Origin of the sequence: Arthrobacter sp. B3I4, from assembly GCF_030816855.1 — a bacterium.
Taxonomy (GTDB): domain Bacteria; phylum Actinomycetota; class Actinomycetes; order Actinomycetales; family Micrococcaceae; genus Arthrobacter.
The window spans coordinates 3,138,433-3,159,761 of sequence record NZ_JAUSYK010000001.1 but is presented as its reverse complement, the minus strand read 5'-3'; the positions used below and the strand labels follow the sequence as shown (position 1 = coordinate 3,159,761).

Genomic DNA, 21,329 nt, shown 5'->3' with positions numbered 1-21,329 from the left:
CCTCAGAAACGGATACCCCTCCAGTGGTCCTTCGACTTTCCAAGCTTTTCCTGCGCACCCTGCGTGAAGACCCGGCCGACGCCGAAGTGGCCAGCCACCGGCTGCTGTTCCGTGCCGGCTACATCCGCCGTGCGGCCCCGGGCATCTACACCTGGCTGCCGCTGGGACTGAGTGTGCTGCGCCGGGTGGAGCAGATCATCCGCGAGGAAATGACGGCCATCGGCGCCCAGGAAGTCCACTTCCCGGCGCTGCTGCCCAAGGAACCCTACGAAGCCACCAACCGCTGGACCGAGTACGGCGACGGCATCTTCCGGCTCAAGGACCGCAAGGGCAACGATTACCTGCTGGCCCCCACCCACGAGGAAATGTTCACCCTCCTGGTCAAGGACCTGTACTCCTCGTACAAGGACCTGCCGCTGAGCATCTACCAGATCCAGAACAAGTACCGCGATGAGGCCCGTCCCAGGGCCGGCCTGCTGCGCGGCCGCGAGTTCATCATGAAGGACTCCTACTCCTTCGATGTCGACGACGCCGGCCTGGACGCCAGCTACGCGGCACACCGCGCCGCCTACCTGAAGATCTTCGAGCGCCTCGGCCTTGAGGTCGTCCCCGTCACCGCGACGGCCGGCGCCATGGGCGGCTCCAAGAGCGAGGAATTCCTGCACCCCACCGAGATCGGCGAAGACACCTTCGTCCGCTCCGCCGGCGGCTATGCCGCCAACGTCGAGGCGGTCACCACCGTGGTGCCCGAAGCCATCGACTATTCCAACGCCCCGGCCGCGGAGGTCCGCGACACCCCGGACACCCCGACGATTGAAACCCTGGTCGAGGCCGCCAATTCCCTGGCCCCGCGAAGCGAGGCCGACGGCGGTGCGTGGACCGCCGCGGACACGCTCAAGAACGTCGTGCTCGCCGTGACCCTGCCCACAGGTGTTCGGCAGCTTGTCGTTATCGGCGTTCCGGGCGACCGCGGCGTCGATCTCAAGCGCGTTGAGGCGAACGTCGGCTCCTTCCTGCCTATCGGCGGCGAAATCACGCTCGAAGCAGCCAACGAGGAGGACCTCAAGAAGCAGGCGCTCCTGGTCAAGGGCTACATCGGCCCCGGCCTGTCCGTGGAGGCGCCGCTGCTCGGGACCGAGGGCGCCGCCAAGCTGCTCTATCTCGTGGATCCCCGCGTGGTCAGCGGTTCCGCATGGATCACCGGCGCCAACGAAGCCGGCAAGCACGTCTTCGGCCTCGTCGCCGGCCGCGACTTTGGCTGGGACGGGCGTGATCGAAGCCACTGAGGTGCGCGCCGGCGACGAGGCTCCGGACGGCTCAGGCCCGCTGGAGACCGCCCGCGGCATCGAGATGGGCCACATCTTCCAGCTCGGCCGCAAGTATGCCGAGGCGCTGGACCTGAAGGTCCTGGACCAGAACGGCAAGCAGGTCGTCGTGACCATGGGCTCCTACGGCGTCGGGGTCACCCGCGCGGTGGCTGCCCTCGCGGAGTCGAACCACGACGAGAGGGGCCTGATCTGGCCGCGGGCCGTCGCGCCGGCGGACGTCCACGTCGTCGCTGTTGGCCGCGGCGAGGAAATCTTCGCCGCCGCGGAGAAACTGGCCCTCGAACTGGAGGCCGCCGGCCTCGAGGTCATTTATGATGACCGGCCCAAGGTCTCCCCGGGCGTGAAGTTCGGCGACGCCGAACTCGTCGGTGTCCCGACGATCCTCGCCGTCGGACGCGGGCTGGTTGACGGTGTCGTGGAGATCAAGGACCGCCGCAGCGGCAACGCCGAGAACATTGCCGTGGACAAGGCCGTTGACTTCGTCGTCAACGCCGGCAGCAACAGCTGACCCGAGTTCCAGGGGATGGTTTCCGGGCTCGAATCGATTCAGCTTGCCACGCTGATCCTCGTGGTGGTGGCCGGTTTCGCCGCCGGCTGGGTGGACGCCGTCGTCGGCGGCGGGGGACTGATCCAGCTCCCGGTCATGCTGCTGATTCCAGGCATCAGCCCGGTGCAGGCCCTGGCGACCAACAAGATGGGCTCCATCTTCGGCACCACCACGAGCGCTGTCACGTATTACCGGCGCGTCCGGCCGGACCTGCGCACGGCCATCCCGATGGCCGCAATCGCACTGGTCGGCAGCTTCGGCGGGGCGGTGCTGGCGGCGACCCTGCCGGCGAGCGTGTTCAAGCCGATCATCGTCGCGGCGCTGGTCGCCGTCGCGCTCTTCACCGCGTTCCGGCCTAACGTCGGCGAGCTGACCAAGCTCCGCCACAACGGCCACCGGCATTACGTCATCGCCTCCCTGATCGGGGCCGTCATCGGCTTCTACGACGGCATGATCGGCCCCGGCACGGGGTCGTTCCTGATCATCGCGCTGGTCTCCGCGATGGGCTACGCGTTCCTGGAGGCCAGCGCCAAGGCCAAGATCGTCAACATGGCCACCAACGCCGGCGCCCTGATGTTCTTCCTGCCGCACGGGTCACTGCTCTGGGGCCTCGGTCTGGTGCTGGGGGCTGCGAACATGGCCGGCGGCTACCTCGGCGCTCGGACTGCCGTGAGCCGCGGCAGCAAGTTCATCCGGATTGTGTTCCTCGTGGTGGTGGGGGCGCTGATCATCAAGCTCGGCTCCGACGTCTGGCAGGACGTCTTCGCGTAGCGGAAGTCGCCAAGGCACTGCCCGCACGCTGTCCGCCGGCGTAGCATGCAGCTATGTCAGCTCCGGAAGAACGCTACAGCGAAGCCCTGGCGGCCGCGTCCCGGCACGCGCACCAGTGGCTGGAGAGCCAGGCGACGCGGCGGGTGGGTCCGCGCCTGACCGCTGCCGACCTCGCCGCCGACTTCGGCGGCCCCTTGCCTGCCGAAGGGATGCCGGCCGCGGAGGTGGTCGATTACCTGGCGGCGAAGGCCGAACCCGGGTTGATGGCGATGCCGTCCGGACGGTTCTTTGGCTGGGTTATCGGCGGCACCCTGCCGGCCGCGCTGGCCGCGGACTGGCTGGTCAGCGCCTGGGACCAGAACGCCGGGCTGCGCTTCGCCACGCCGGCCACGGCAGCCATCGAGGAAGCCGCCGGCGCGTGGCTGCTCGATCTGCTGGGCCTCCCCGCCGGCTCCGACGTCGGCTTCGCCACCGGTGCCACCATGGCCAACTTCACCGGCCTGGCGGCGGCGCGGTGGCGCCTGATGGCTGACGCCGGCTGGGACCTCGACGCCGACGGCCTCGCCGGCGCACCCCGGATTCAGTGTTTCGTGGGCCAGGAACGGCACGACACGATCGACCTCGGCCTGCGGTACCTGGGACTGGGCCGGCCCACAGTGGTGCCGGCAGATGCGCAGGGCCGAATCGATCCGGCTGAACTGGACTGCGCCCTTGACCGGGCCAGTGCTGCCGGACGCACCCCGCTGCTGGTCTGCCTGCAGGCCGGGAACCTGCACTCCGGCGCCTTCGACCCGTTCAAGGAGGCCGTCGCGGTCGCCAAAGCCCATGGGGCGTGGGTGCACGTCGACGGGGCCTTCGGGCTCTGGGCGGCCGCCGTACCGGAGCTCGCCGGCCTGACCGCCGGGCTGGCCGGCGCCGACTCGTGGGGCACCGACGCGCACAAGACCCTCAACGTCCCGTACGACTGCGGCATCGCCGTGGTCCGGGACGCCCAGGCGCTGCGGTCAGCCATGGGCGTGCACACCAGCTACTTGATCCAGGACGCCGACGGCGCGGCCGATCCCTTCGAGACGGTACCCGAGCTGTCCCGCCGTGCCCGCGGCGTACCGGTCTGGGCTGCGCTGAAATCACTGGGCCGCGACGGCGTCGCCGGCCAGGTCCGAGGGCTGGTGCAGCGGGCCCGCCAGCTCGCGGAGGAACTGGCCGCGCTGGATGGCGTCGAGGTTCTCAACGACGTCGACTACACGCAGGTGTCTCTGGCCTTCGGCGACGACGCCACCACGCGGGCGGTGACCGCCCGGATCATCGCCGACGGGCGCGTCTGGATGTCCGGCTCACACTGGCGTAACCGGGACATCTTGCGGATCTCGGTCAGCAACTGGAGCACCGACGAGAACGACGTGGCCGTCGCTGTGGCTGCCGTGCGGGACGCGCTCGAAACGGTCCGGAGTTAGGTCGGGGGTTAGCCCGGGGCTCAGCCAGGCCGGTGAGCGGTTTCCGCCGGCGCCGGCAGCTCGGAGGGCTGCGGCAGCTGCGGAAGAGTGTTGCTGGCCAGGGTGCTGGCTACCCACAGCGACCGGACCAGGTCGCCGTCGCGGCCCTCGGCGGCGTACTCCAAGGCATTGTCTACCTCCCGCGCCAGCGCCCACTGCCGTGCGATCTCACCGTCAAGTCCTGCAGCCGCGCTGAAGTCCCGGCAGCGCTGCAGCAGGGCCGGGCCCGCGCCGGCGGACGGCAGTTCCGCCAGCCGGTTCCACAGCAGCGGCGCCACCGCGAACTCGGCTTCGCCGACCGCCGGTTGCGGGTCGATCGCCTTGTAGCCGCCGGGAAGGGCGGGCCCGCCGGCAAGGGCGAGGACGTTCTGGAAGTGCAGGTCGGCGTGTACCAGCACATCGGTGCCGGACCGCCGGCCGACGGCGCCCCGGGTCTGGCAGACCTCCAGGGCCGCCTCGAGCAGCCAGCGGGGGAAGGGCCGGCCCAGCCGCTCCCAGCTCTCCGGAAGTTCGTCACTCCACCGCTCGGCGCGTGCCGCCACCGAATCGAACTCACTCCACTCCGGACGGCCGTCCGGCAGCAGGCTCAGCTGGCGGACCAGGCCGCCCCAGATCTCCGCCGCGGTGTCCAGCGGCACGTCCTGCAACGAACGTCCGGCATCCAGCCGTTCCAGCAGAAGGGCACCGGCGTCCGGATCGGCGCCCAGCACCTGCACCGCGCCGATCCCGGACCACAGCAGGAGGGCCTGGCGCTCCTGGAGCGCCTCCTCATGCGGGTAAGCGATCTTCAGTGCCGCCGTCGCGGTCCCCGGTGCGTCCCGGTCGCCGTCGCACGTCTTCCTTTGGACCGGAACCACGACGGCGCCCTGGCCGCTCCACGGCTGGCTGCCCGGCGCCAGGTCGGCGACGAGCTGCCACTGCTCCAGGCAGCGTTCAATCAGCCGGGGGAGCGACGCCAGCCAGGACCGGCCCTCGGCACGCGCTGTGTAACGGCGGGTGAGCGCGGGCGGAATCGGAATGGCTGGCGGTGAAGTCATCGGTCCCAGCGTAGTAGCTGCCGCGGGTCAGGCGGTGATGCCGCTGGCGCCAAGCCAGCTGCCGATCAGGAAGGTCGCCACGAGTGCCGCGGCGCCGCCGATCACCACCCGGATGGCCGCCTTCATCTTTGAGCCGCCGCCGATCCAGGCGCCGATGGCTCCGGTTGCGGCCAGGGCCACGAGCACGGCCACGAACGTGAGCGGAACGCGGATGTTTTCCGGCGGCAGCAGGATGGCCAGCATCGGCAGGATGGCGCCGACCAGGAAGGCGATGGCCGAGGCAAAGGCCGCGTGCCAGGGGCTGACGATGTCTGTCTCATCAATGTGCAGCTCGGCCGACAGGTGCGCGCCGAGGGCATCGTGCGCGGTCAGTTCCGTGGCGACCTGCTGCGCGGTTTCCGCGCTGAGGCCCTTGCCCTGGTAGATCGCGGCCAGTTCGGCCAGTTCCTCTTCGGGCTCCTCGGCCAGTTCGCGGCGTTCCTTCTCGATCAACGCCTGCTGGCTGTCCTTCTGGCTGCTGACCGAGACATACTCACCCAGTGCCATTGAGATGGCACCGCCGACCACGCCGGCGGCGCCCGCAATAAGAATGGGTCCCGAATCCGTGGTGACGCCCGCGACACCGACCACAATGGCGGCGACCGAGACGATGCCGTCGTTGGCGCCCAGCACACCGGCGCGCAGCCAGTTCAGCCGGTGCGCAATGTCGTTGTGATGCGGCTCGTTGTCATGAAAGGCTGCTGCCCCGGCGATATCCATGGCTACAGCAAACCACCACCCCTGCCGGCTGGCCAGTATAGGAAGGCTAAGCAAGGTAAGCCGGACCTTCCCCGGCGGCGGGATCCGGACCGGAGCGGGCGCGCCCGGACCGGCGGGGTGCCGGTCCGCCCGCCGGCAGAGTGCAGGTCAGCCCGCGGGCAGGCTGGGGAACGACGCCGGATCGGCGGCCAGCCCCGGCAAGGGCCCGGGCGTTCCACCACAGAGCGCGGCCCGGCGGGCGGCCCCAACCAGCCCCGCCATGGCCCATTGCCGGACGTCGCCGTCACTGAGCGCCACCAGGTCGCCGTAGGCGTTCAGCGACGCGGTCTCAAGCGCCGCCAAGGCGGGACCGGGGGAGGCGAGGAACCCCTGCTCCAAGGCGTAACCGGCCTCCCGGGGCGGGACGCGCGCGCAGTGCGCCCTGCCCAGGGACTCCGCGGCGGCGACAAGCGCCTCGTGCCGGGCAAGTTGCTCGGCGGCGGTTTTGGCGGGGCCGCCGTCAAGGCGGGTCAACGCCACCTGATAGCCGTAGACGGTTTCCAGTTCGGTGCTGATCACTGCCGCCAGGGCGCCGGGCAGATCCGCGGTGCCTCCCGCGGAGGTCCCGGCCGCGGGGGTGCCGCCGGCAGCAGAAGCGCCCGACGGCGATGCGGGTTCCGAAGGGCAGGGCAGGGCCCCGGCCGAGGCGGCCGGAGCGGACGCGCTGGCGTCGGGGCCGGCGCCCGGCAAGCCAGTTTCCGGTATGCCAATATCCGGCAAGCCCGCGGCCGGGTCCGGGGCGCCGGCCGCCCGGGCAAGGGCAGATGATTGAAGCAGTTGGGCAGTTCCGACGGCGGCCAGCAACCTTGCCATCCCGCCGTCAGCCGAGGCTGCGTCGGCGAGTCGCTGGCGCCCACTGCCTGCAAGGTCCGCTGCCAGCACGGTGGCCGTGGCCGGGGCGGCAGGAGCCGCTGCCGCCGTCGCGCCCGATGCGCCCGTCGTGCCCGTCGTGCCCGTCGCGCCCGTTGAACCCGTCGCGCCCGATGCGCCGGGCGCGGGCGGCGACGCAGCCGGGTCAGGGCGCAGCAGCGCCCGGGCCTGGGTTGTCAGCAAAGTCACAGTTGTGGCCACTGCCGGCCGAGCGGCCTCGGTGGCCGGGGGGAGAGCCGGGGGAACAGCTGTCGCGCCAGGTGCGCCGCCCAGCTGCTCGGCGGCGGTCCGCAGCCGCAGGGCCTCAGTCAGTGCGGCGGCACGGAAGCGCTCAGACGCGGACGGTTGCTCCGGTTCCGCCGGATTCCCGGGCCGCAGCACCATGCCGAGGCTGACGATAACAAGGGCGAGGCAGACAAGGAGCGCGATTCGGGGGAGATGCCGAGGCAAGCTGGTCCGCCGTCGTTCGTCCCCGCTGTCCTCGTTCACAACAAACCATGGTGCCATGCCGGCTGCGGAACACGAGTGCACCACGGCGCCGGGAATATCGCTAGGCTAGTAGACACAACATCATCTAATGGGAGGCGGGCGGCATCATGACCAACGCAGAAGCCACGACTTCGACAGACCGGACCGGGACGGGGAAGGCTGACGCCGCCTCCGCTCACAACCTGGAGGCCGAGCGCCTGCACGCGCTCCTTGAGCCTGCAGTCCTGGCCAACCGGCTGTATCTGGAGGACGTTTCCATTCACGTCGCCGGCGCCAACCGCGTGGTCCACGTTGTCGTGGACCTCCCTCAGGAGGAAACCGGGGGCGTCAGCCTGGACGTCATCGCCGAGATCTCCAAGACCCTTTCCGACATCCTGGACGGCGATCCGAGCACCGACTCTCGCCCCTACGACCTTGAGGTGTCCTCGCCCGGCGTCGGCCGGCCGCTCACCGAGCAGCGGCACTGGCACCGCGCCCGCGGACGCCTTGTCACTGTCAAGGTCATCCAGGGTGAAAACGTCACCGGGCGGATCCAGTCCGTCGACGACGGCGGCGTAACGCTGATCCCGGAACTGGCCGTCAAAAAGGGAATGAAGCCCAAGCAGGGCGACCCCGTCAAGCTTCCTTTCGACAGGATCCGCAGCGGAAAAGTCGAAATAGAGTTCAGCCACCTCGAAGAGGCCGGTCTGGAGAACGACAATGGACCTTCCGAGGAGGCCTAATGGATATTGACATGAGCGCACTGAGACTCCTGGAGCGTGAGCGCGAAATCCCGCTGGATCTCCTGATTCCGACCATCGAGCAGGCCCTGCTGGTGGCCTACCACAAGACGCCCGGGGCGTTCGAGAAGGCCCGCGCCGAGCTGGACCGCAAGAGCGGCCACGTGACCATCTGGGCCACCGAGATCGACGACGACGGCGCGCCGATCGGCGAGTTCGAGGACACCCCGGCCGGCTTCGGCCGGATCGCGGCGAGCACCGCACGCCAGATCATTCTGCAGCGCCTGCGCGACGCGGAAGACGACAACGTGCTGGGCCAGTTCAAGGGCCGCGAGGGCGAACTGGTCGCCGGCACCATCCAGCAGGGCAACAACCCGCACATGATCCAGGTCAACCTTGGAACGGTGGAGGCGCTGCTGCCGCCGCCGGAGCAGGTTCCCGGTGAGAAGTACACCCACGGCAACCGGCTCCGCGCCTTTGTGATCGACGTACACCGCGGCACCAAGGGTCCGTCCATCACGCTGTCCCGGTCCCACCCCGGGCTGGTCCGCAAACTCTTCGAGCTGGAAGTTCCCGAGATCGCCGACCGCTCGGTCGAAATCGTGGCGCTGGCCCGCGAAGCCGGCCACCGCAGCAAGATCGCGGTCAAGCCGAACGTTCCCGGGGTGAACGCCAAGGGCGCCTGCATCGGTGAGATGGGATCCCGGGTCCGGGCTGTGATGACCGAGCTGAACGACGAAAAGATCGACATCGTCGACTACAGCGACGATCCGGCCACGTTCATCGCCAGCGCGCTCTCGCCGTCGCGCGTGAATTCGGTCACGATCACGGACGAGGCCACCCGGTCCGCCCGCGTCGTCGTGCCCGACTACCAGCTGTCGCTGGCGATCGGCAAGGAAGGCCAGAACGCCCGCCTGGCAGCCAAGCTCACCGGCTGGCGGATTGACATCGTCTCGGACGCGGCGGAGAACCGCGACAAGTAGTTACGCAGGAGCCGTTCGCCGGCACCTGCGTTGCCGGCCTCCGCCGGCTTGGCCTGCCCCTCGTTTCGGGGGTCAGGCGCCGGAGGGGCTAGAATGGACATGACCGCGCCTAACGGCCGGTATCCGCGTGCCCCATCTCGTCCGCCCCCGTGGCCCGACGCCGGCGGGCCCGCAGATGCGTACTGGCAGGAAGATACTCGTAGTGGCAGAAGTGCAACACCTCGGGAATCAGCCGGAGCGCACCTGTATTGGATGCCGGAAGAAGGGTCTGCGGTCGGAGTTACTCCGGCTCGTCGCCGATGCCAGCGGAACATCCGCTGTCGTGGTGGATGAACGACGCCGGATGGCTGGCAGGGGGGCATGGCTGCACCCCAGCGAAAAGTGCCTGGCACTGGCGGTTAAACGTCGAGCGTTCGGACGCGCCCTCAACGGCGCCTCGGGAACTGCCGACGTCGAACGCCGGATTCTGGCAGGCACACAAGCAGTGGACACTCCGGTGGCCGCAGCAACAACCGTCCAACCTGAAAGCGGGTCAGAAAACTGATGGAAACCCGATGAGTTCCCAGCGATGAGTGCGCAACGATGACAACTTTGTTGCGCTCTGCAATGGGCCTTTCAGCTGCACACGCGGCGGAGGCCCGCAGTAAGAAGTAGACGGTTCGTGCCTGGCTCGGTGCGGACCGAGACAGGAGAAATGTGGCCAAGGTCCGCGTACATGAGCTTGCTAAAGAGCTCGGTATTACTTCCAAAGATGCAGTAACCAAACTGCAGGAACTGGGCGAATTCGTTCGCTCTGCCTCTTCCACCATTGAGGCTCCGGTGGTGCGGAAACTCCGCAACGCCTTCCCCGGCGCGGCCGCTTCGAAGACCGAAGCTCCCGCGACCGCCCCCCAGGCCAGCCCGGCAGCAAACCGACCGGCGCCCGCGCCGGCACCGGCCGCGCCGAAGGCCGCCGAACCCGCAGCTGCAGCTCCGGCCGCAGCCGCCCCTACCGCACCGGCTCCGGCCCAAGCACCCGCAGCGGCGCCCGCCGCTCCGGCTGCAGAAGCTCCGGCGGCCCCCGCCGCAGCGGCTCCGGCTGGCCCGTCCACCGGTGCCAAGCCCGGCGCACGCCCGGCCCCCAAGGCTGAGACCCCGGCTGCTCCGGCACGCCAGGGCGGCTCCGCGGCGCGTCCGGGCGGTCCCCGTCCGGGCAACAACCCGTTCGCAACGTCGCAGGGCATGCCCCGCGGCCGCGGCGGCGACAACGAACGTCCTGCCCGCCCGGGCAACAACCCGTTCGCACCTTCCCAGGGCATGCCCCGTCCGGGCGGTAGCCGCACCGAGGGCGAACGCCCCGGCGGCCCCCGTCCCGCAGCCGGTGCCGGTGGTCCCCGTCCCGGTGGGCCCCGTCCCGCAGCCGGTGCCGGTGGTCCCCGTCCGGGTGCTCCGCGTCCGGCCGGTGCTCCCGGCGCCCGTCCCGGAGCCGGCGGAAACCGTCCGACTCCCGGCATGATGCCTAACCGCACCGAGCGTCCCGCACCTGCCGGTGCTGGCCGTCCCGGCGGCGGTGGCCGTGGTCCGGGCCGCCCGGGTGCTCCCGGCACCGGCGGTCCCGGTGCAGGCGGCGGCGCTCCGGCCGGCGGTGGCTTCGGCAAGGGTGGCCGCGGTCGCGGTGGCACCCAGGGTGCCTTCGGTAAGGGCGGCGCAGGCCGCGGCAAGCAGCGCAAGTCGAAGCGTGCCAAGCGCCAGGAACTTGAGCAGATGAGTGCCCCGTCGCTGGGCGGCGTGAGCGTACCCCGCGGCGACGGCAACACCGTAGTCCGGCTCCGCCGCGGCTCGTCCATCACGGACTTCGCCGACAAGATCGAGGCGAACCCGGCCGCACTGGTGACCGTGCTCTTCCACCTCGGCGAAATGGCTACTGCCACCCAGTCCTTGGATGAAGAGACCTTTGCCCTGCTGGGCGAGGAGCTGGGTTACAAGCTCCAGGTCGTGTCCCCGGAAGATGAGGAGCGCGAGCTGCTCTCCGGCTTCGACATCGACTTCGAGGCCGAGCTGGAAGCTGAAGGCGACGAGGAACTCGAGGCCCGTCCTCCGGTTGTCACCGTCATGGGCCACGTCGACCACGGTAAGACCCGCCTGCTCGACGCCATCCGCAAGTCGGACGTCATGGCCGGCGAACACGGCGGCATCACGCAGCACATCGGTGCCTACCAGGTCACGCACAACCATGAAGGCGAAGATCGCAAGATCACCTTCATCGACACCCCGGGCCACGAGGCGTTCACCGCCATGCGTGCCCGTGGTGCGAAGGTCACCGACATCGCCATCCTCGTGGTCGCAGCGGACGACGGCGTTATGCCGCAGACCGTTGAAGCCCTCAACCACGCCCAGGCCGCCAACGTGCCAATCGTCGTGGCCGTGAACAAGATCGATAAGGAAGGCGCCAACCCGGAGAAGGTCCGCGGCCAGCTGACCGAATACGGACTGGTTCCGGAAGAGTACGGTGGCGACACCATGTTCGTGGAGGTCTCTGCCCGCCAGAACCTCAACATCGACGAGCTGCTCGAGGCCGTTCTGCTCACCGCAGATGCCGCCCTGGACATGCGCGCCAACCCGAACAAGGACGCCCGCGGTATCGCGATCGAAGCCAACCTCGACAAGGGCCGCGGTGCCGTTGCTACCGTCCTGGTCCAGTCCGGTACGCTGCACGTCGGCGACACGATCGTGGCAGGCACGGCCCACGGCCGCGTCCGCGCTATGTTCGACGACGACGGCAGCGCCCTGACCGAGGCAGGCCCGTCCCGCCCCGTGCAGGTGCTGGGTCTGTCCAACGTCCCGCGCGCCGGTGACACCTTCTTCGTGACCGCTGACGAGCGTACCGCCCGCCAGATCGCCGAGAAGCGTGAAGCTGCCGACCGCAACGCCGCCCTGGCCAAGCGCCGCAAGCGCATCAGCCTGGAAGACTTCGACCAGGCCGTCGCGGACGGCAAGATCGACACCCTCAACCTCATCCTCAAGGGTGACGTGTCCGGTGCCGTGGAAGCCCTCGAAGACGCGCTGCTCAAGATCGATGTCGGCGAGGGCGTCCAGCTCCGCGTCATCCACCGCGGTGTCGGTGCGATCACCCAGAACGACGTCAACCTGGCCACTGTCGACTCCGCCGTCATCATCGGCTTCAACGTCAAGCCCGCCGAGCGCGTTGCCGAACTGGCAGACCGCGAAGGCGTGGACATGCGCTTCTACTCCGTCATCTACGCAGCAATCGATGACATCGAAGCAGCCCTCAAGGGCATGCTCAAGCCGGAGTACGAAGAGGTCCAGCTTGGCACCGCCGAGGTCCGCGAAGTGTTCCGTTCTTCCAAGTTCGGCAACATTGCAGGCTCGATCGTCCGCTCCGGTGTTATCCGGCGCAACGCGAAGGCCCGCATCAGCCGCGACGGCAAGATCATCGGTGACAACCTCGCCGTCGAGACGCTCAAGCGCTTCAAGGACGACGCCACCGAGGTCCGCACGGACTTCGAGTGTGGTATCGGTCTTGGCTCGTACAACGACATCAACGAAGGTGACATCATCGAGACCTTCGAGATGCGCGAGAAGCCGCGCGTCTAGTCGTAGCTAGCGTTACAAAGGTGCGGGGCCGTTGGATTTTTCCGGCGGCCCCGCCCCTGCGCTGGGCGGCCAACGTCTGACGACGTCGGCCGCCCAGCTCCGACAGGCCCGATGCCACTCCCAGGCCGCCGGAAAAATCCAACGGGAGACCGTCGTAGGCTTGCCTTAGGCGCGTGGCAACTAACTGAAGCGTGTACCGGTCGCCATTGCGACGTCGTACATCCAAATTTTTTTAGGAGTGGAAATGGCTGATCCCGCACGGGCTGCCAAGTTGGCGCAGCGGATTAAGGTTGTGGTCGCCGAGGCTTTGGGTCGGAGGGTGAAGGATCCCCGGCTGGAGGGCGTTACCGTGACCGATGCGCGGGTGACCAATGACCTGCAGCACGCCACGATCTACTACACCGTGTTCGGCGATGACGTCGCCCAGGCTGATGCGGCCAAGGGGCTCGAGAAGGCCAAGGGTGTGCTGCGCCAGGAGGTCGGCCGCAACATCACGGTCCGGCTGACCCCCACCCTGGAGTTCGTCGCCGACCAGATTCCGGTGGTGGCCTCGAACCTCGAAGAACTGCTCCGGGAGGCCAAGAAGCGTGACGCGGAAGTGGCCGCCCTCGCAGCCAGCGCCAAGCACGCCGGCGACGCCGATCCGTACAAGAGCGACATCCCCGAGGACGTCGAACTTGACGAAGACGACTTCGATGAAGAAGACAGCGACCTCAGCGCCGGCGACGACTTCGACGAAGACGCCAATAAGTAAATCTGCAGCACCAGCACTGGCCGGTTCCGTCTGCGGGGCCGGCCAGTTGCGTCTGGTCCGGGTGCTTGAGCGGGCCTGCCGTAGGCAGGGACCTTGGACCCTATGCCCGGTGCGGGACGGGGCGTCCCATGGAGTCATGACTGCGGGCGGACGGAACGACGGCGGGACGCCATGACCGCCGCCGTGGTCAAATGCTCCCATTGTGGCGCGATGAACCGTGTTCCTGCCGCCGCGGCCGGGCGTCCCCGCTGCGGCAAATGCCGCCGGGACCTGCCCTGGATTGCCGACGCCGGCGATGCGGACTTCGCCGCCGTAGCGGAGCAGTCCCCGGTGCCGGCCCTGGTGGACTTCTGGGCGGCGTGGTGCGGCCCCTGCCGCATGGTCAGCCCGGTACTGGAGAAACTGGCACAGGATCGTGCCGGCACGATCAAGCTCGTTAAGGTCGATGTGGACAAGTCCCCGGCGCTGTCCCGGCGCTTCGACGTCCAGGCCATTCCCACGCTGCTGGTCATCATCGACGGCAAGGTCGTGGCGCGGCAGGCAGGGGCACCGCCGGCGGCCGCCCTGCGGAGCTGGTTGGACGGCGCGCTGGCCGCCAGACCTGAAGGGAGCAGGCAATGACCGAGATCATGCGCTACGAGGTCGGCTCGGGAACGGTGCTGGTCGAGGTGGAGGAGGGCAGCTTCGGCGTGGACCGGCCCGCCCGCAATGAGCTGGGGATCCTTGACGCCGGGCGGCGGCTGGAAGACGCCTTGGCTGCCGACAGGCCCGCCGCGAAGGCCGCCGCCGACGTGATGAGGGAACTGGCTCCGGAACACCTTGAACTGCAGTTCGGGGTGAAGCTGGCGGGCGAAGCGGGGGCGATCATTGCGCGGAACTGTGCCGAGGCGCACTTTGTCGTCAAGATGTCCTTCACGGCGCCGCCGGTGCCGCTGTCCGCGCCGGAAGACGAAATCAGGCTCTGACCCGCTCCTGTCGCAGCCGCTTCCGCCGCGCCCGGCAGCCGCTCCCGACGTCGGACGTTAACGCCGCCGCTCCCGACAGCTGCTCCCGACGTCGGACGTCAGCGCCGCCGTCGGCCCAGGGTGCCGAGCAGGGGAGAACCCATTCCCAGCAGGAAACCGAAGTCATACCAGTTACCGGCACGGCCCATGTTGTAGAAGGGAAACTCTTTCCACGCGCCGAAGACGTGTGCAATGAGCACGATCCAGGCCGTGATGCCGTTCCAGATGCCCCATAACAAGTCCTGCCACCACATCAGGGTCCTCCTCGTAACGCTGTCCGGGTGCGTGAGCCGCACGGACCCGCGTGGAGACAGGCTACTGCGGGGAAAGTTCCTGCGGTAGGGACTCCGGAGCTGCGACCCGTGCGGGAAGCCTGGTGAGGCCCTCGACCAGGTCTGCCGGGCTACCGCACAAGGCAATGCGGATCCAGCCCTCGCCGATGGAGCCGAACGCGGTGCCCGGCGCGAAAGCCACACCGGCCTCCCGGAGGAACTGGCGGACCCAGGCCCGGACATCGCCTTCGCTGACATGCGAGACGTCCGCCCACAGGTAGAACGCGCCCTGCGCCGTAAGGAAAGGGATCCCTTTGGCCGCCAGTACCGCGGAGGCGGCGTCCCGGTTGGCCCGGTAGTGCGCGTGGGCCTGGCTCACGTAGTCCTGTGGACCGGTCAGGGCGGCCAGGGCCGCGTACTGCGACGGCGACGCAACGCACGAGACGATCGCCTCCATCACGTTGTTCATCTTCTGCTCGAGTCCGGGCGGGCAGATCAGGGCCCCGATCCGCAAGCCGGTCAGTCCGTAGGTCTTGGACAGGGTCAGAGAGGTGAAGACCCGGGCCTCGCCGGGAACGTCGCTGTCGAAGCGGGCCGGGCTGACATGTGGGACATCGTAGGTGAAGGCCTCATAGCATTCGTCCGAGATGATCCACAGGTCGCGTCGACGGGCCAGCTCCACCAGGCTGCGGGTCAGGTCCTCGCCAAGCACGGCCCCGAGCGGGTTCGACGGCGAGTTGAGGACCAGTACCTTGGTGCGCGGCGTGATCAGCTCTTCAATGTCCTCGATCCGCGGCTGGAAGTCGTGCTCCGGGTAGAGCGGGTACCGGACCGGAACCGCGTGCAGCAGGCTGGACGTCATCGCAAAGGTCGGGTAACCAGGGTTGGGAATCAGGATTTCGTCGCCGGGGGACAGCAGCAGACTCATGGCGAAGTGCAGCCCCTGCTGCGCGCCGTCGACGACGTACACCCGCTCCGCGCCGACCGGCGTCGCGTTGTGTTCCCGGAACCGCGCGGCGAAGGCTTCCCGCAGGGCGGGGATGCCTGCGTTGGGGGTGTAGTCCGTCTCGTCCCGGTCCAGGCAGGCCATGCCGGCATCGAGCACATGCCGGGGGAGGGCGAAGCCGGGCTCGCCAATGCTCAGCACGATGGCTCCCGGCGTGTGCCAGGCGGCTTCGGTGATTTCACGGATCTGGTTGACGGGAACTTCACTGACGTGCGGGGCAAGCTCGGGCATGTCTGCCATCCTAGCGGCAGGCTTGGACCGCGCCGGGGAGCCGCCGCAGCGCGGATATACTGGGAAGCGTGCTTTCTGGACTGGTGATAGTGGACAAGCCGCAAGGCTGGACCAGCCACGATGTGGTTGGACGGATGCGGCGGATCGCCGGTACCCGAAAGGTAGGCCACGCCGGGACCCTCGATCCCATGGCCACCGGCGTGTTGGTGCTCGGCATCAATAAAGCCACCCGACTGCTGACGTACATCGTCGGCACCTCGAAGACGTACACCGCCACCATCCGCCTTGGTGAGTCGACCATCACGGACGACGCCGAGGGGGAGATCACCCACGCGCGGAGTGCCGCCGCGGTCACGGACGACGACGTCCGGTCCGGCGTCGCGGCCCTCACCGGCGAGATCCAGCAGGTACCCAGCAGCGTCAGTGCCATCAAGGTCAACGGCGAGCGTGCCTACGCCCGCGTCCGATCCGGTGAGGACGTCAAACTCGCAGCAAGGCCGGTGACCATCCATAGGTTCGACATTCACGAGCTCCGCCGGCCGCAGGAGGGGGCACTCTTAGACGTGGACGTGACCGTGGAATGCTCCTCGGGCACGTACATCCGGGCGCTGGCCCGGGACCTCGGCGACGCACTGGGCGTGGGCGGCCACCTCACTGCACTCCGGCGGACCCAGGTGGGACCGTACAGCCTGGACCAGGCGCACACCCTTGAGGAGCTGGCTGTCGAGCTCGACCTGCTGGAGATGTCGCAGGCGGCCCGGGCGCTAATGCCCAACCGCGAACTCAGCGCCGACGAGACGGTTGAACTGTCCTTCGGCCGTCGTATTCCGGCAGGTGCCGCAGCCGGCTCGCCGGAGGCCGCCACAGCGGAAAACCCGGCGGCGGCATTCGCGCCGGATGGCTCGCTGGTGGCGCTGCTGGCCGACGCCGGCAACTACGCCAAGCCGGTACTGGTCTTCGCTCCGGACAATGAGAAGCCTGCTGCGGCGAAGCCCGCCGTCGACAAGCCGGTGGGCTAGCGGTGGACGCGTATTTCTACATCATCCTGGTGGTGGGTTTGCTCTCCACCGTGCTGTGCGTCGGCGCGGGTGTCCTGAAGAAGGCACCGAACGACGCAACCATCCTGTCAGTGGCCGCCGTCGAGCTGTCCCTGCTGGTGTACCTGGTTGGTTCGATTGTTCGGGTGGTGTCCGGCGAGCGGATCGCGGGGGAGCCCTGGGAGTTTTGGGGCTACCTGGTCACAGCGCTGATGCTGCCGGTAGGCGCGGTTTACTGGGCGATCCTGGAACGTACCCGGTGGAGCAACTTCGTGCTGGCGGCCGTGGGTGTCACCGCCTTGGTGATGGCGGCCCGGATGAACCAGATCTGGTATTGACGTGGAAGAGGCAAAGAAGAACATGAAGGCTTTCCAGCAGAACACCGGCGCTACCGCTTCCGGGTCTTCCCAGGCCGCTCCGGCCGGTTCCGCGGCCCCGGGCAAGGACACCCGCAACACCGGACCGGGCAGGCTGCTGATTGCTGTGTACGCGGTCTTCGCCCTCTCGGCCACGGCGCGGGCCGGCTATCAAATCCTCACCAAATTCTCCGAGGCGCCGCTGGCGTACCTGCTTTCCGCGTTCGCCGCCGTCGTCTACATCGTGGCAACGGTTTCGCTCGCGAAAGCCGGGCGCACCTGGTTCAAAGTATCGGTCGCCGCTGTACTAGTGGAACTTATCGGGGTGCTGGTAGTGGGCGCGCTCAGCCTGTTCGACGCGGTGAACTTCCCGCACGAGACGGTATGGTCGCTGTTCGGACGCGGCTACGGCTTCATCCCACTGCTGCTGCCGGTCCTTGGTCTCATCTGGCTGTACCGCCGCCGCCCCACGTTACCTTTTTCGTAGCCCGTTCCTGTTGCAGGATATGGGTGTGCTGGCCTGCCGGCCCCGGCATGATTGCCGCCCCCAGTCGTCAATGATCCGGGGGGTGTTGTCACCGGGTCCGGTAGGTGCCGGAGAGACCGCTAATAGAGGCAGGACAGGTTGGGATCGTCGTGCGTAACGTGGGTGCCGGGCTCTGACACCGCGGACAGTCCAGCACTGGGTATCAGCTGCTGCGACTGGAGGTACAGGTGATCGGAAACCACGAAAGCATTGATGTCTTCATCGGCCTGGACGTCGGCAAGGGCGAGCACCACGCCGTTGCCGTGGACCGGGCCGGTAAGAAACTCTTCGACAAGGCTTTGCCCAACGACGAGGCCCGGCTGCGCGACATCCTCGGCTCTTTGAGCAGGCACGGCAGTATCCTGCTCGTGGTTGACCAGCCGGCCACGATCGGTGCACTCCCCGTCGCGGTTGCCCGGGCCGCCGGCGTCACAGTCGGATACCTGCCCGGGCTGGCGATGCGTCGAATCGCGGACCTGCACCCCGGCGAAGCGAAAACCGACGCGCGGGACGCGTTCATCATCGCCGAAGCGGCACGGACCATGCCGCACACACTGCGCTCCATCCAGATCGCAGACGAACAGCTCGCGGAACTGACCATGCTCTGCGGCTTCGATGACGACCTGGCCAAACAGGCCACCGCAACCTCGAACCGGATCCGGGGCCTGCTGACCCAGATCCACCCCGCACTGGAGCGTGTCCTGGGCCCGCGGTTGGACCACCCGGCAGTGTTGGACCTGCTGCGGACCTGGCCGACCCCCGAAGCCCTCCGCCATGCCGGCCGGCGCAGGATCGCAAACCGGCTCACGAAGCTTGCACCCAGGATGGGCGAACGCCTCGCCGACGAGATCATCGACGCACTGGACCAACAAACGGTCACCGTCGTCGGGACAAACGCTGCCACGATCGTGCTGCCACAGTTGGCGACGATGCTCGCCGACATCCGGCAGGCCCGCGACACCGTTTTCACCCAGGTTGAAGCCCTCGTGGAGGCCCACCCTCTTCACCCGGTCCTGACGTCACTCCCGGCGGTCGGCGTCAGGACCGCAGCACGGATCCTCACAGAGATCGTCGGCAAAGACTTCGCATCTGCCGGGCACCTGGCCTCCTACGCAGGCCTCGCCCCCGTGACCTGGAGATCCGGAACATCAATCCGCGGAGACCACGCATCGCGGAAGGGAAACAAGATCCTCAAAAGAGCCCTCTTCCTCTCCGCCTTCGCCGCGCTAAAAGATCCTCCGTCGAGGGCCTACTACGACCGGAAGCGAGCCGAAGGCAAACGTCACAACCAGGCTCTCATCGCCCTGGCCCGCCGCCGCTGCGACACCCTCTACGCCATGCTCAGGGACGGCACCTTCTACGAACCACGGCTACCCTCAGCCGCTTGACGAAAACCATAGAGGCACCCCCCGGGCCTAATACACTCTGCCCCTCCCTCGCTCCGGTCCGGGGCGAGGTTGGCCGTGCCCCGCCAAAAGCGGAATAGTAAGCAAACTTGCCAAAGGCATAGTAAGCATGCTTATGGTAGTACCAGCGACGCGGACTGCGTCAGCCGGGCAGCCGCGTTTGTCCACCACAGCGAGGGAGGCATCATGGGCACATTGACCGCCGCTCCCCGAGCAACATGGGAGCCGACAGGCGCAACTGCGGGGCCGAATCCGGGCGCGGGCCGTCCGGGGGAGCGCCGTCGGCCTGGGTGCCCGAAATGAGCGCAGGCCAAGACTCGAAGAAGTGGCGGACCGACCAGTTGCTGTCCATGGCGGCCCGAGTGGTTGAGCGCCGCAAGGATAAGGCGCTGGCGGCCCTGGGCCTCACCCATGCAGGTGTCATTGCCCTTGAGGGGCTTGCCGGCGGGCCGATGAACCAGGAACAGTTGGCGCGGCGCATTGCCGTGCAAAGCCAGTCCCTCGGCAAGGTGCTGGGCCGCCTCGAAGACTCGGGTCTGGTGACCCGGACTCGTGATCAGCACGACCGGCGGCAGTTCGCGGTCGCCTTGACGCCTGCCGGGAGCGCGGCGCTGGCGACGGCGCACCAGATCGAGCGGGATGCACTTCCCGAGGATCTGGAAGGCTGGACCAATCTTCAGCACGATCTGGCCAGGATTCTGGCAGCGTTTCAAGGGCCCGGAAAATCCTGAGCAGCTGATCTCAGTCGACGTTCGTTCCTAAACGCGCCGCTTGCGATCTTCAGTTGCTGCTTTGGTGTCCGTCGTCCAACCTGCGCCGCAGGGCGGGCCAGGCTGCGGCAAAGCCGGGGTGCAGGTTCTTCTCGCCGACGCCGTCGAGGTCCACCCACTGCAGTTCCAGGCTCTCGGGGTCACTGATGACTGGTTCGAACGGCTCCACAACCTGTGCAGCAACGGTCGTATAGGACCAATACCCGACGTCGAAGACTGAGGTGAACAGTACCCGGACGGACGCTGGCGGCACCGCAGCCTCCTCTTTGGCCTCCCGGAGGGCCCCGTCGACCGCGTCCTCGCCCTGGTGCAGGGCGCCGCCGGGAAGACCCCAGGTGCCGCCCTGGTCGCTCCACGTCGCCCGGTGCTGCAGCAGGACTCCCTTAGCGGCATCGTGCACCAGCAATCCCGCCGAGCCGAACCGGCCCCAGAACCGGCCGTGCTCGCCCTCCACCCAGGCATCGCCAGGGTCGCGGGGCCCGAGCGGCCGGCGGGGTTCGAGGTAGGGGTTTTTCGCTGCTGGCGGAGACTCCGGGGAGCCTGTTCCGGCTGGACGGTCCCCGCCAGGCGCTCCGGCGCTCTGGTGGGTGTCGGGCTGCGGGGCGGCTGAGCTGTCCATTCCGTCAGTCTGTCACGACCATTCCCGCGAAGGCCTCCATCCGGCTCACTTTCCGGGTCACCCGAAGTAATCTGCCGCTATCGCTGGCGGGGGAGCGGCGGAAGTCTGGCGATTGGCGCCCGGCGGGAGAGCGTTGCACCCGGGGCGAAGGACGTGCTGCAGCAGCCGGTCCTGCCTGCCTCAAATGCCGCAGCAATTATTGTCATAGGTCTCCGGCAGGATTACGTCAAAGGGAACCAGCGCAGCGGTCACCTTTTCACCAGCCACCCGCCCGGCAAGCGATGGCCGCTGGTCGGCGTTCGTCGACGCCGAGTCCGGAGCGCCTCGTGCTGCTGCCGATACGGCTGCGGTCGATCATCCTGCAAAAACTCTTACTGTCATAGGTCTCCGCCAGGCTTAGTTCATGGGAACCAGTACAGCGGCCACCTTTTCACCGGCCATCCGGCCGGCGGATGCTGCCGCCAGCTTTCGTCCATCGACGCTGAACCCGGAGCGCCTACGTCGCGTGCTGCCGATCATCCTGCAGCAATCAATTGTCAGAGGTCCCCGGCAGGATTAGGTCATGGGAACCAGTGCAGCGGTCACCTTTTCACCGGCCACCCGGCCGGACGCTGACGGCCGCCGGTTGGCGTCCCTCGACGCCGAACCCCGAGCTGCTGAGCCGGCCGCGGCCGATCATCCTGCCGCAATTAATGTCATAGGTCTGCGGCAGGCTTAGT

20 protein-coding genes and 2 pseudogenes are annotated in these 21,329 nt (G+C 68.1%); 16 read left to right on the top strand and 6 right to left on the bottom strand.

Features of this window, described 5'->3' with window-relative positions:
• Positions 1-23 precede the first annotated feature (23 nt).
• The 3 genes and pseudogenes from QFZ61_RS14960 to QFZ61_RS14950 all read left to right on the top strand — a co-directional run bounded on the left by QFZ61_RS14960 (position 24) and on the right by QFZ61_RS14950 (position 4,100).
• Positions 24-1,836, top strand: a pseudogene (locus tag QFZ61_RS14960) (proline--tRNA ligase).
• Between the two features lie 15 nt (positions 1,837-1,851).
• Complete coding sequence (locus QFZ61_RS14955; RefSeq protein WP_307037330.1) at positions 1,852-2,646, top strand: TSUP family transporter; 795 nt, start codon at positions 1,852-1,854, stop codon at positions 2,644-2,646.
• A gap of 53 nt (positions 2,647-2,699) precedes the next feature.
• Positions 2,700-4,100 carry a pyridoxal-dependent decarboxylase gene (locus QFZ61_RS14950; protein ID WP_307037327.1) on the top strand — a complete coding sequence of 467 codons (1,401 nt, stop codon included), beginning with the start codon at positions 2,700-2,702 and terminating at the stop codon, positions 4,098-4,100.
• A gap of 20 nt (positions 4,101-4,120) precedes the next feature.
• Here the strand turns inward: QFZ61_RS14950 and QFZ61_RS14945 are convergent, their stop codons facing one another.
• The 3 genes from QFZ61_RS14945 to QFZ61_RS14935 all read right to left on the bottom strand — a co-directional run bounded on the left by QFZ61_RS14945 (position 4,121) and on the right by QFZ61_RS14935 (position 7,033).
• Positions 4,121-5,176, bottom strand: coding sequence for an aminoglycoside phosphotransferase family protein (locus tag QFZ61_RS14945; protein WP_307037326.1), 1,056 nt, complete (start codon positions 5,174-5,176; stop codon positions 4,121-4,123).
• A 27-nt stretch (positions 5,177-5,203) separates the two neighbouring features.
• Positions 5,204-5,935, bottom strand: a complete 732-nt coding sequence (locus tag QFZ61_RS14940) for a VIT family protein (RefSeq protein ID WP_307037324.1) — start codon at positions 5,933-5,935, stop codon at positions 5,204-5,206.
• A gap of 147 nt (positions 5,936-6,082) precedes the next feature.
• Positions 6,083-7,033, bottom strand: a complete 951-nt coding sequence (locus QFZ61_RS14935; RefSeq protein WP_307037323.1) for a DUF4439 domain-containing protein — start codon at positions 7,031-7,033, stop codon at positions 6,083-6,085.
• Positions 7,034-7,440: 407 nt separating this feature from the next.
• On the opposite strand from QFZ61_RS14935, the gene rimP reads away from it, so the two are divergent.
• From rimP to QFZ61_RS14900, 7 genes are all read left to right on the top strand, one after another.
• Entirely contained in the window at positions 7,441-8,055 is a 615-nt protein-coding gene (gene rimP / locus QFZ61_RS14930) for a ribosome maturation factor RimP (protein ID WP_307037321.1), read from the top strand.
• Complete coding sequence (nusA, locus tag QFZ61_RS14925) at positions 8,055-9,035, top strand: transcription termination factor NusA (protein ID WP_307037319.1); 981 nt, start codon at positions 8,055-8,057, stop codon at positions 9,033-9,035. The genes rimP and nusA overlap by 1 nt, the downstream gene beginning before the upstream one ends.
• 175 nt (positions 9,036-9,210) lie before the next feature.
• On the top strand, positions 9,211-9,579 hold the full coding sequence (locus tag QFZ61_RS14920) for a YlxR family protein (RefSeq protein ID WP_307037317.1): 369 nt from the start codon (positions 9,211-9,213) through the stop codon (positions 9,577-9,579).
• 152 nt (positions 9,580-9,731) lie between these two features.
• Entirely contained in the window at positions 9,732-12,629 is a 2,898-nt protein-coding gene (gene infB / locus QFZ61_RS14915) for a translation initiation factor IF-2 (protein ID WP_307037315.1), read from the top strand.
• A 244-nt stretch (positions 12,630-12,873) separates the two neighbouring features.
• Positions 12,874-13,383: a 30S ribosome-binding factor RbfA gene (gene rbfA / locus QFZ61_RS14910; protein WP_307037313.1), complete on the top strand. Its 510-nt coding sequence runs from the start codon at positions 12,874-12,876 to the stop codon at positions 13,381-13,383.
• Positions 13,384-13,554: 171 nt separating this feature from the next.
• On the top strand, positions 13,555-14,004 hold the full coding sequence (gene trxA, locus QFZ61_RS14905) for a thioredoxin (protein ID WP_307037311.1): 450 nt from the start codon (positions 13,555-13,557) through the stop codon (positions 14,002-14,004).
• Positions 14,001-14,348, top strand: coding sequence for a CU044_2847 family protein (locus tag QFZ61_RS14900; RefSeq protein WP_307037310.1), 348 nt, complete (start codon positions 14,001-14,003; stop codon positions 14,346-14,348). The genes trxA and QFZ61_RS14900 overlap by 4 nt, the downstream gene beginning before the upstream one ends.
• Before the next feature lie 98 nt (positions 14,349-14,446).
• Here the strand turns inward: QFZ61_RS14900 and QFZ61_RS14895 are convergent, their stop codons facing one another.
• Both QFZ61_RS14895 and QFZ61_RS14890 read right to left on the bottom strand, forming a co-directional pair.
• Complete coding sequence (locus tag QFZ61_RS14895; protein WP_307037307.1) at positions 14,447-14,641, bottom strand: hypothetical protein; 195 nt, start codon at positions 14,639-14,641, stop codon at positions 14,447-14,449.
• Positions 14,642-14,702: 61 nt separating this feature from the next.
• Positions 14,703-15,896 (bottom strand): pyridoxal phosphate-dependent aminotransferase, encoded by a 1,194-nt coding sequence (locus tag QFZ61_RS14890; protein ID WP_307037305.1) that lies wholly within the window; start codon positions 15,894-15,896, stop codon positions 14,703-14,705.
• Between the two features lie 68 nt (positions 15,897-15,964).
• Between QFZ61_RS14890 and truB the strand changes: the two genes are divergently transcribed.
• The 5 genes and pseudogenes from truB (at position 15,965) to QFZ61_RS14865 (ending at position 19,952) form a co-directional block, all read left to right on the top strand.
• Positions 15,965-16,915, top strand: coding sequence for a tRNA pseudouridine(55) synthase TruB (truB, locus tag QFZ61_RS14885; RefSeq protein WP_307037304.1), 951 nt, complete (start codon positions 15,965-15,967; stop codon positions 16,913-16,915).
• A 2-nt stretch (positions 16,916-16,917) separates the two neighbouring features.
• Complete coding sequence (locus QFZ61_RS14880; RefSeq protein WP_307037302.1) at positions 16,918-17,271, top strand: hypothetical protein; 354 nt, start codon at positions 16,918-16,920, stop codon at positions 17,269-17,271.
• A gap of 22 nt (positions 17,272-17,293) precedes the next feature.
• Positions 17,294-17,776 carry a hypothetical protein gene (locus QFZ61_RS14875; protein WP_373427206.1) on the top strand — a complete coding sequence of 161 codons (483 nt, stop codon included), beginning with the start codon at positions 17,294-17,296 and terminating at the stop codon, positions 17,774-17,776.
• A gap of 201 nt (positions 17,777-17,977) precedes the next feature.
• Positions 17,978-19,203: pseudogene (locus tag QFZ61_RS14870) on the top strand (IS110 family transposase).
• Positions 19,204-19,520: 317 nt separating this feature from the next.
• On the top strand, positions 19,521-19,952 hold the full coding sequence (locus QFZ61_RS14865) for a MarR family winged helix-turn-helix transcriptional regulator (protein ID WP_307037298.1): 432 nt from the start codon (positions 19,521-19,523) through the stop codon (positions 19,950-19,952).
• Between the two features lie 49 nt (positions 19,953-20,001).
• Here the strand turns inward: QFZ61_RS14865 and QFZ61_RS14860 are convergent, their stop codons facing one another.
• Positions 20,002-20,610, bottom strand: a complete 609-nt coding sequence (locus QFZ61_RS14860) for an NUDIX domain-containing protein (protein ID WP_373427165.1) — start codon at positions 20,608-20,610, stop codon at positions 20,002-20,004.
• 562 nt (positions 20,611-21,172) lie between these two features.
• Between QFZ61_RS14860 and QFZ61_RS14855 the strand changes: the two genes are divergently transcribed.
• Positions 21,173-21,328, top strand: coding sequence for a hypothetical protein (locus QFZ61_RS14855; RefSeq protein WP_307037297.1), 156 nt, complete (start codon positions 21,173-21,175; stop codon positions 21,326-21,328).
• Position 21,329 lies beyond the last annotated feature (1 nt).

Coding starts and splice junctions, on each gene's coding strand:
- QFZ61_RS14890 (WP_307037305.1), bottom strand. CDS start 15,896: ATGCCCGAGCTTGCCCCGCACGTCAGTGAAGTTCCCGTCAACCAGATC.
- QFZ61_RS14940 (WP_307037324.1), bottom strand. CDS start 5,935: ATGGATATCGCCGGGGCAGCAGCCTTTCATGACAACGAGCCGCATCAC.
- nusA (WP_307037319.1), top strand. CDS start 8,055: ATGGATATTGACATGAGCGCACTGAGACTCCTGGAGCGTGAGCGCGAA.
- QFZ61_RS14945 (WP_307037326.1), bottom strand. CDS start 5,176: ATGACTTCACCGCCAGCCATTCCGATTCCGCCCGCGCTCACCCGCCGT.
- QFZ61_RS14955 (WP_307037330.1), top strand. CDS start 1,852: ATGGTTTCCGGGCTCGAATCGATTCAGCTTGCCACGCTGATCCTCGTG.
- QFZ61_RS14950 (WP_307037327.1), top strand. CDS start 2,700: ATGTCAGCTCCGGAAGAACGCTACAGCGAAGCCCTGGCGGCCGCGTCC.
- QFZ61_RS14920 (WP_307037317.1), top strand. CDS start 9,211: ATGCGTACTGGCAGGAAGATACTCGTAGTGGCAGAAGTGCAACACCTC.
- QFZ61_RS14860 (WP_373427165.1), bottom strand. CDS start 20,610: ATGGACAGCTCAGCCGCCCCGCAGCCCGACACCCACCAGAGCGCCGGA.
- rimP (WP_307037321.1), top strand. CDS start 7,441: ATGACCAACGCAGAAGCCACGACTTCGACAGACCGGACCGGGACGGGG.
- QFZ61_RS14875 (WP_373427206.1), top strand. CDS start 17,294: ATGAAGGCTTTCCAGCAGAACACCGGCGCTACCGCTTCCGGGTCTTCC.
- QFZ61_RS14895 (WP_307037307.1), bottom strand. CDS start 14,641: ATGTGGTGGCAGGACTTGTTATGGGGCATCTGGAACGGCATCACGGCC.
- QFZ61_RS14855 (WP_307037297.1), top strand. CDS start 21,173: ATGGGAACCAGTGCAGCGGTCACCTTTTCACCGGCCACCCGGCCGGAC.
- rbfA (WP_307037313.1), top strand. CDS start 12,874: ATGGCTGATCCCGCACGGGCTGCCAAGTTGGCGCAGCGGATTAAGGTT.
- QFZ61_RS14865 (WP_307037298.1), top strand. CDS start 19,521: ATGAGCGCAGGCCAAGACTCGAAGAAGTGGCGGACCGACCAGTTGCTG.
- trxA (WP_307037311.1), top strand. CDS start 13,555: ATGACCGCCGCCGTGGTCAAATGCTCCCATTGTGGCGCGATGAACCGT.
- QFZ61_RS14900 (WP_307037310.1), top strand. CDS start 14,001: ATGACCGAGATCATGCGCTACGAGGTCGGCTCGGGAACGGTGCTGGTC.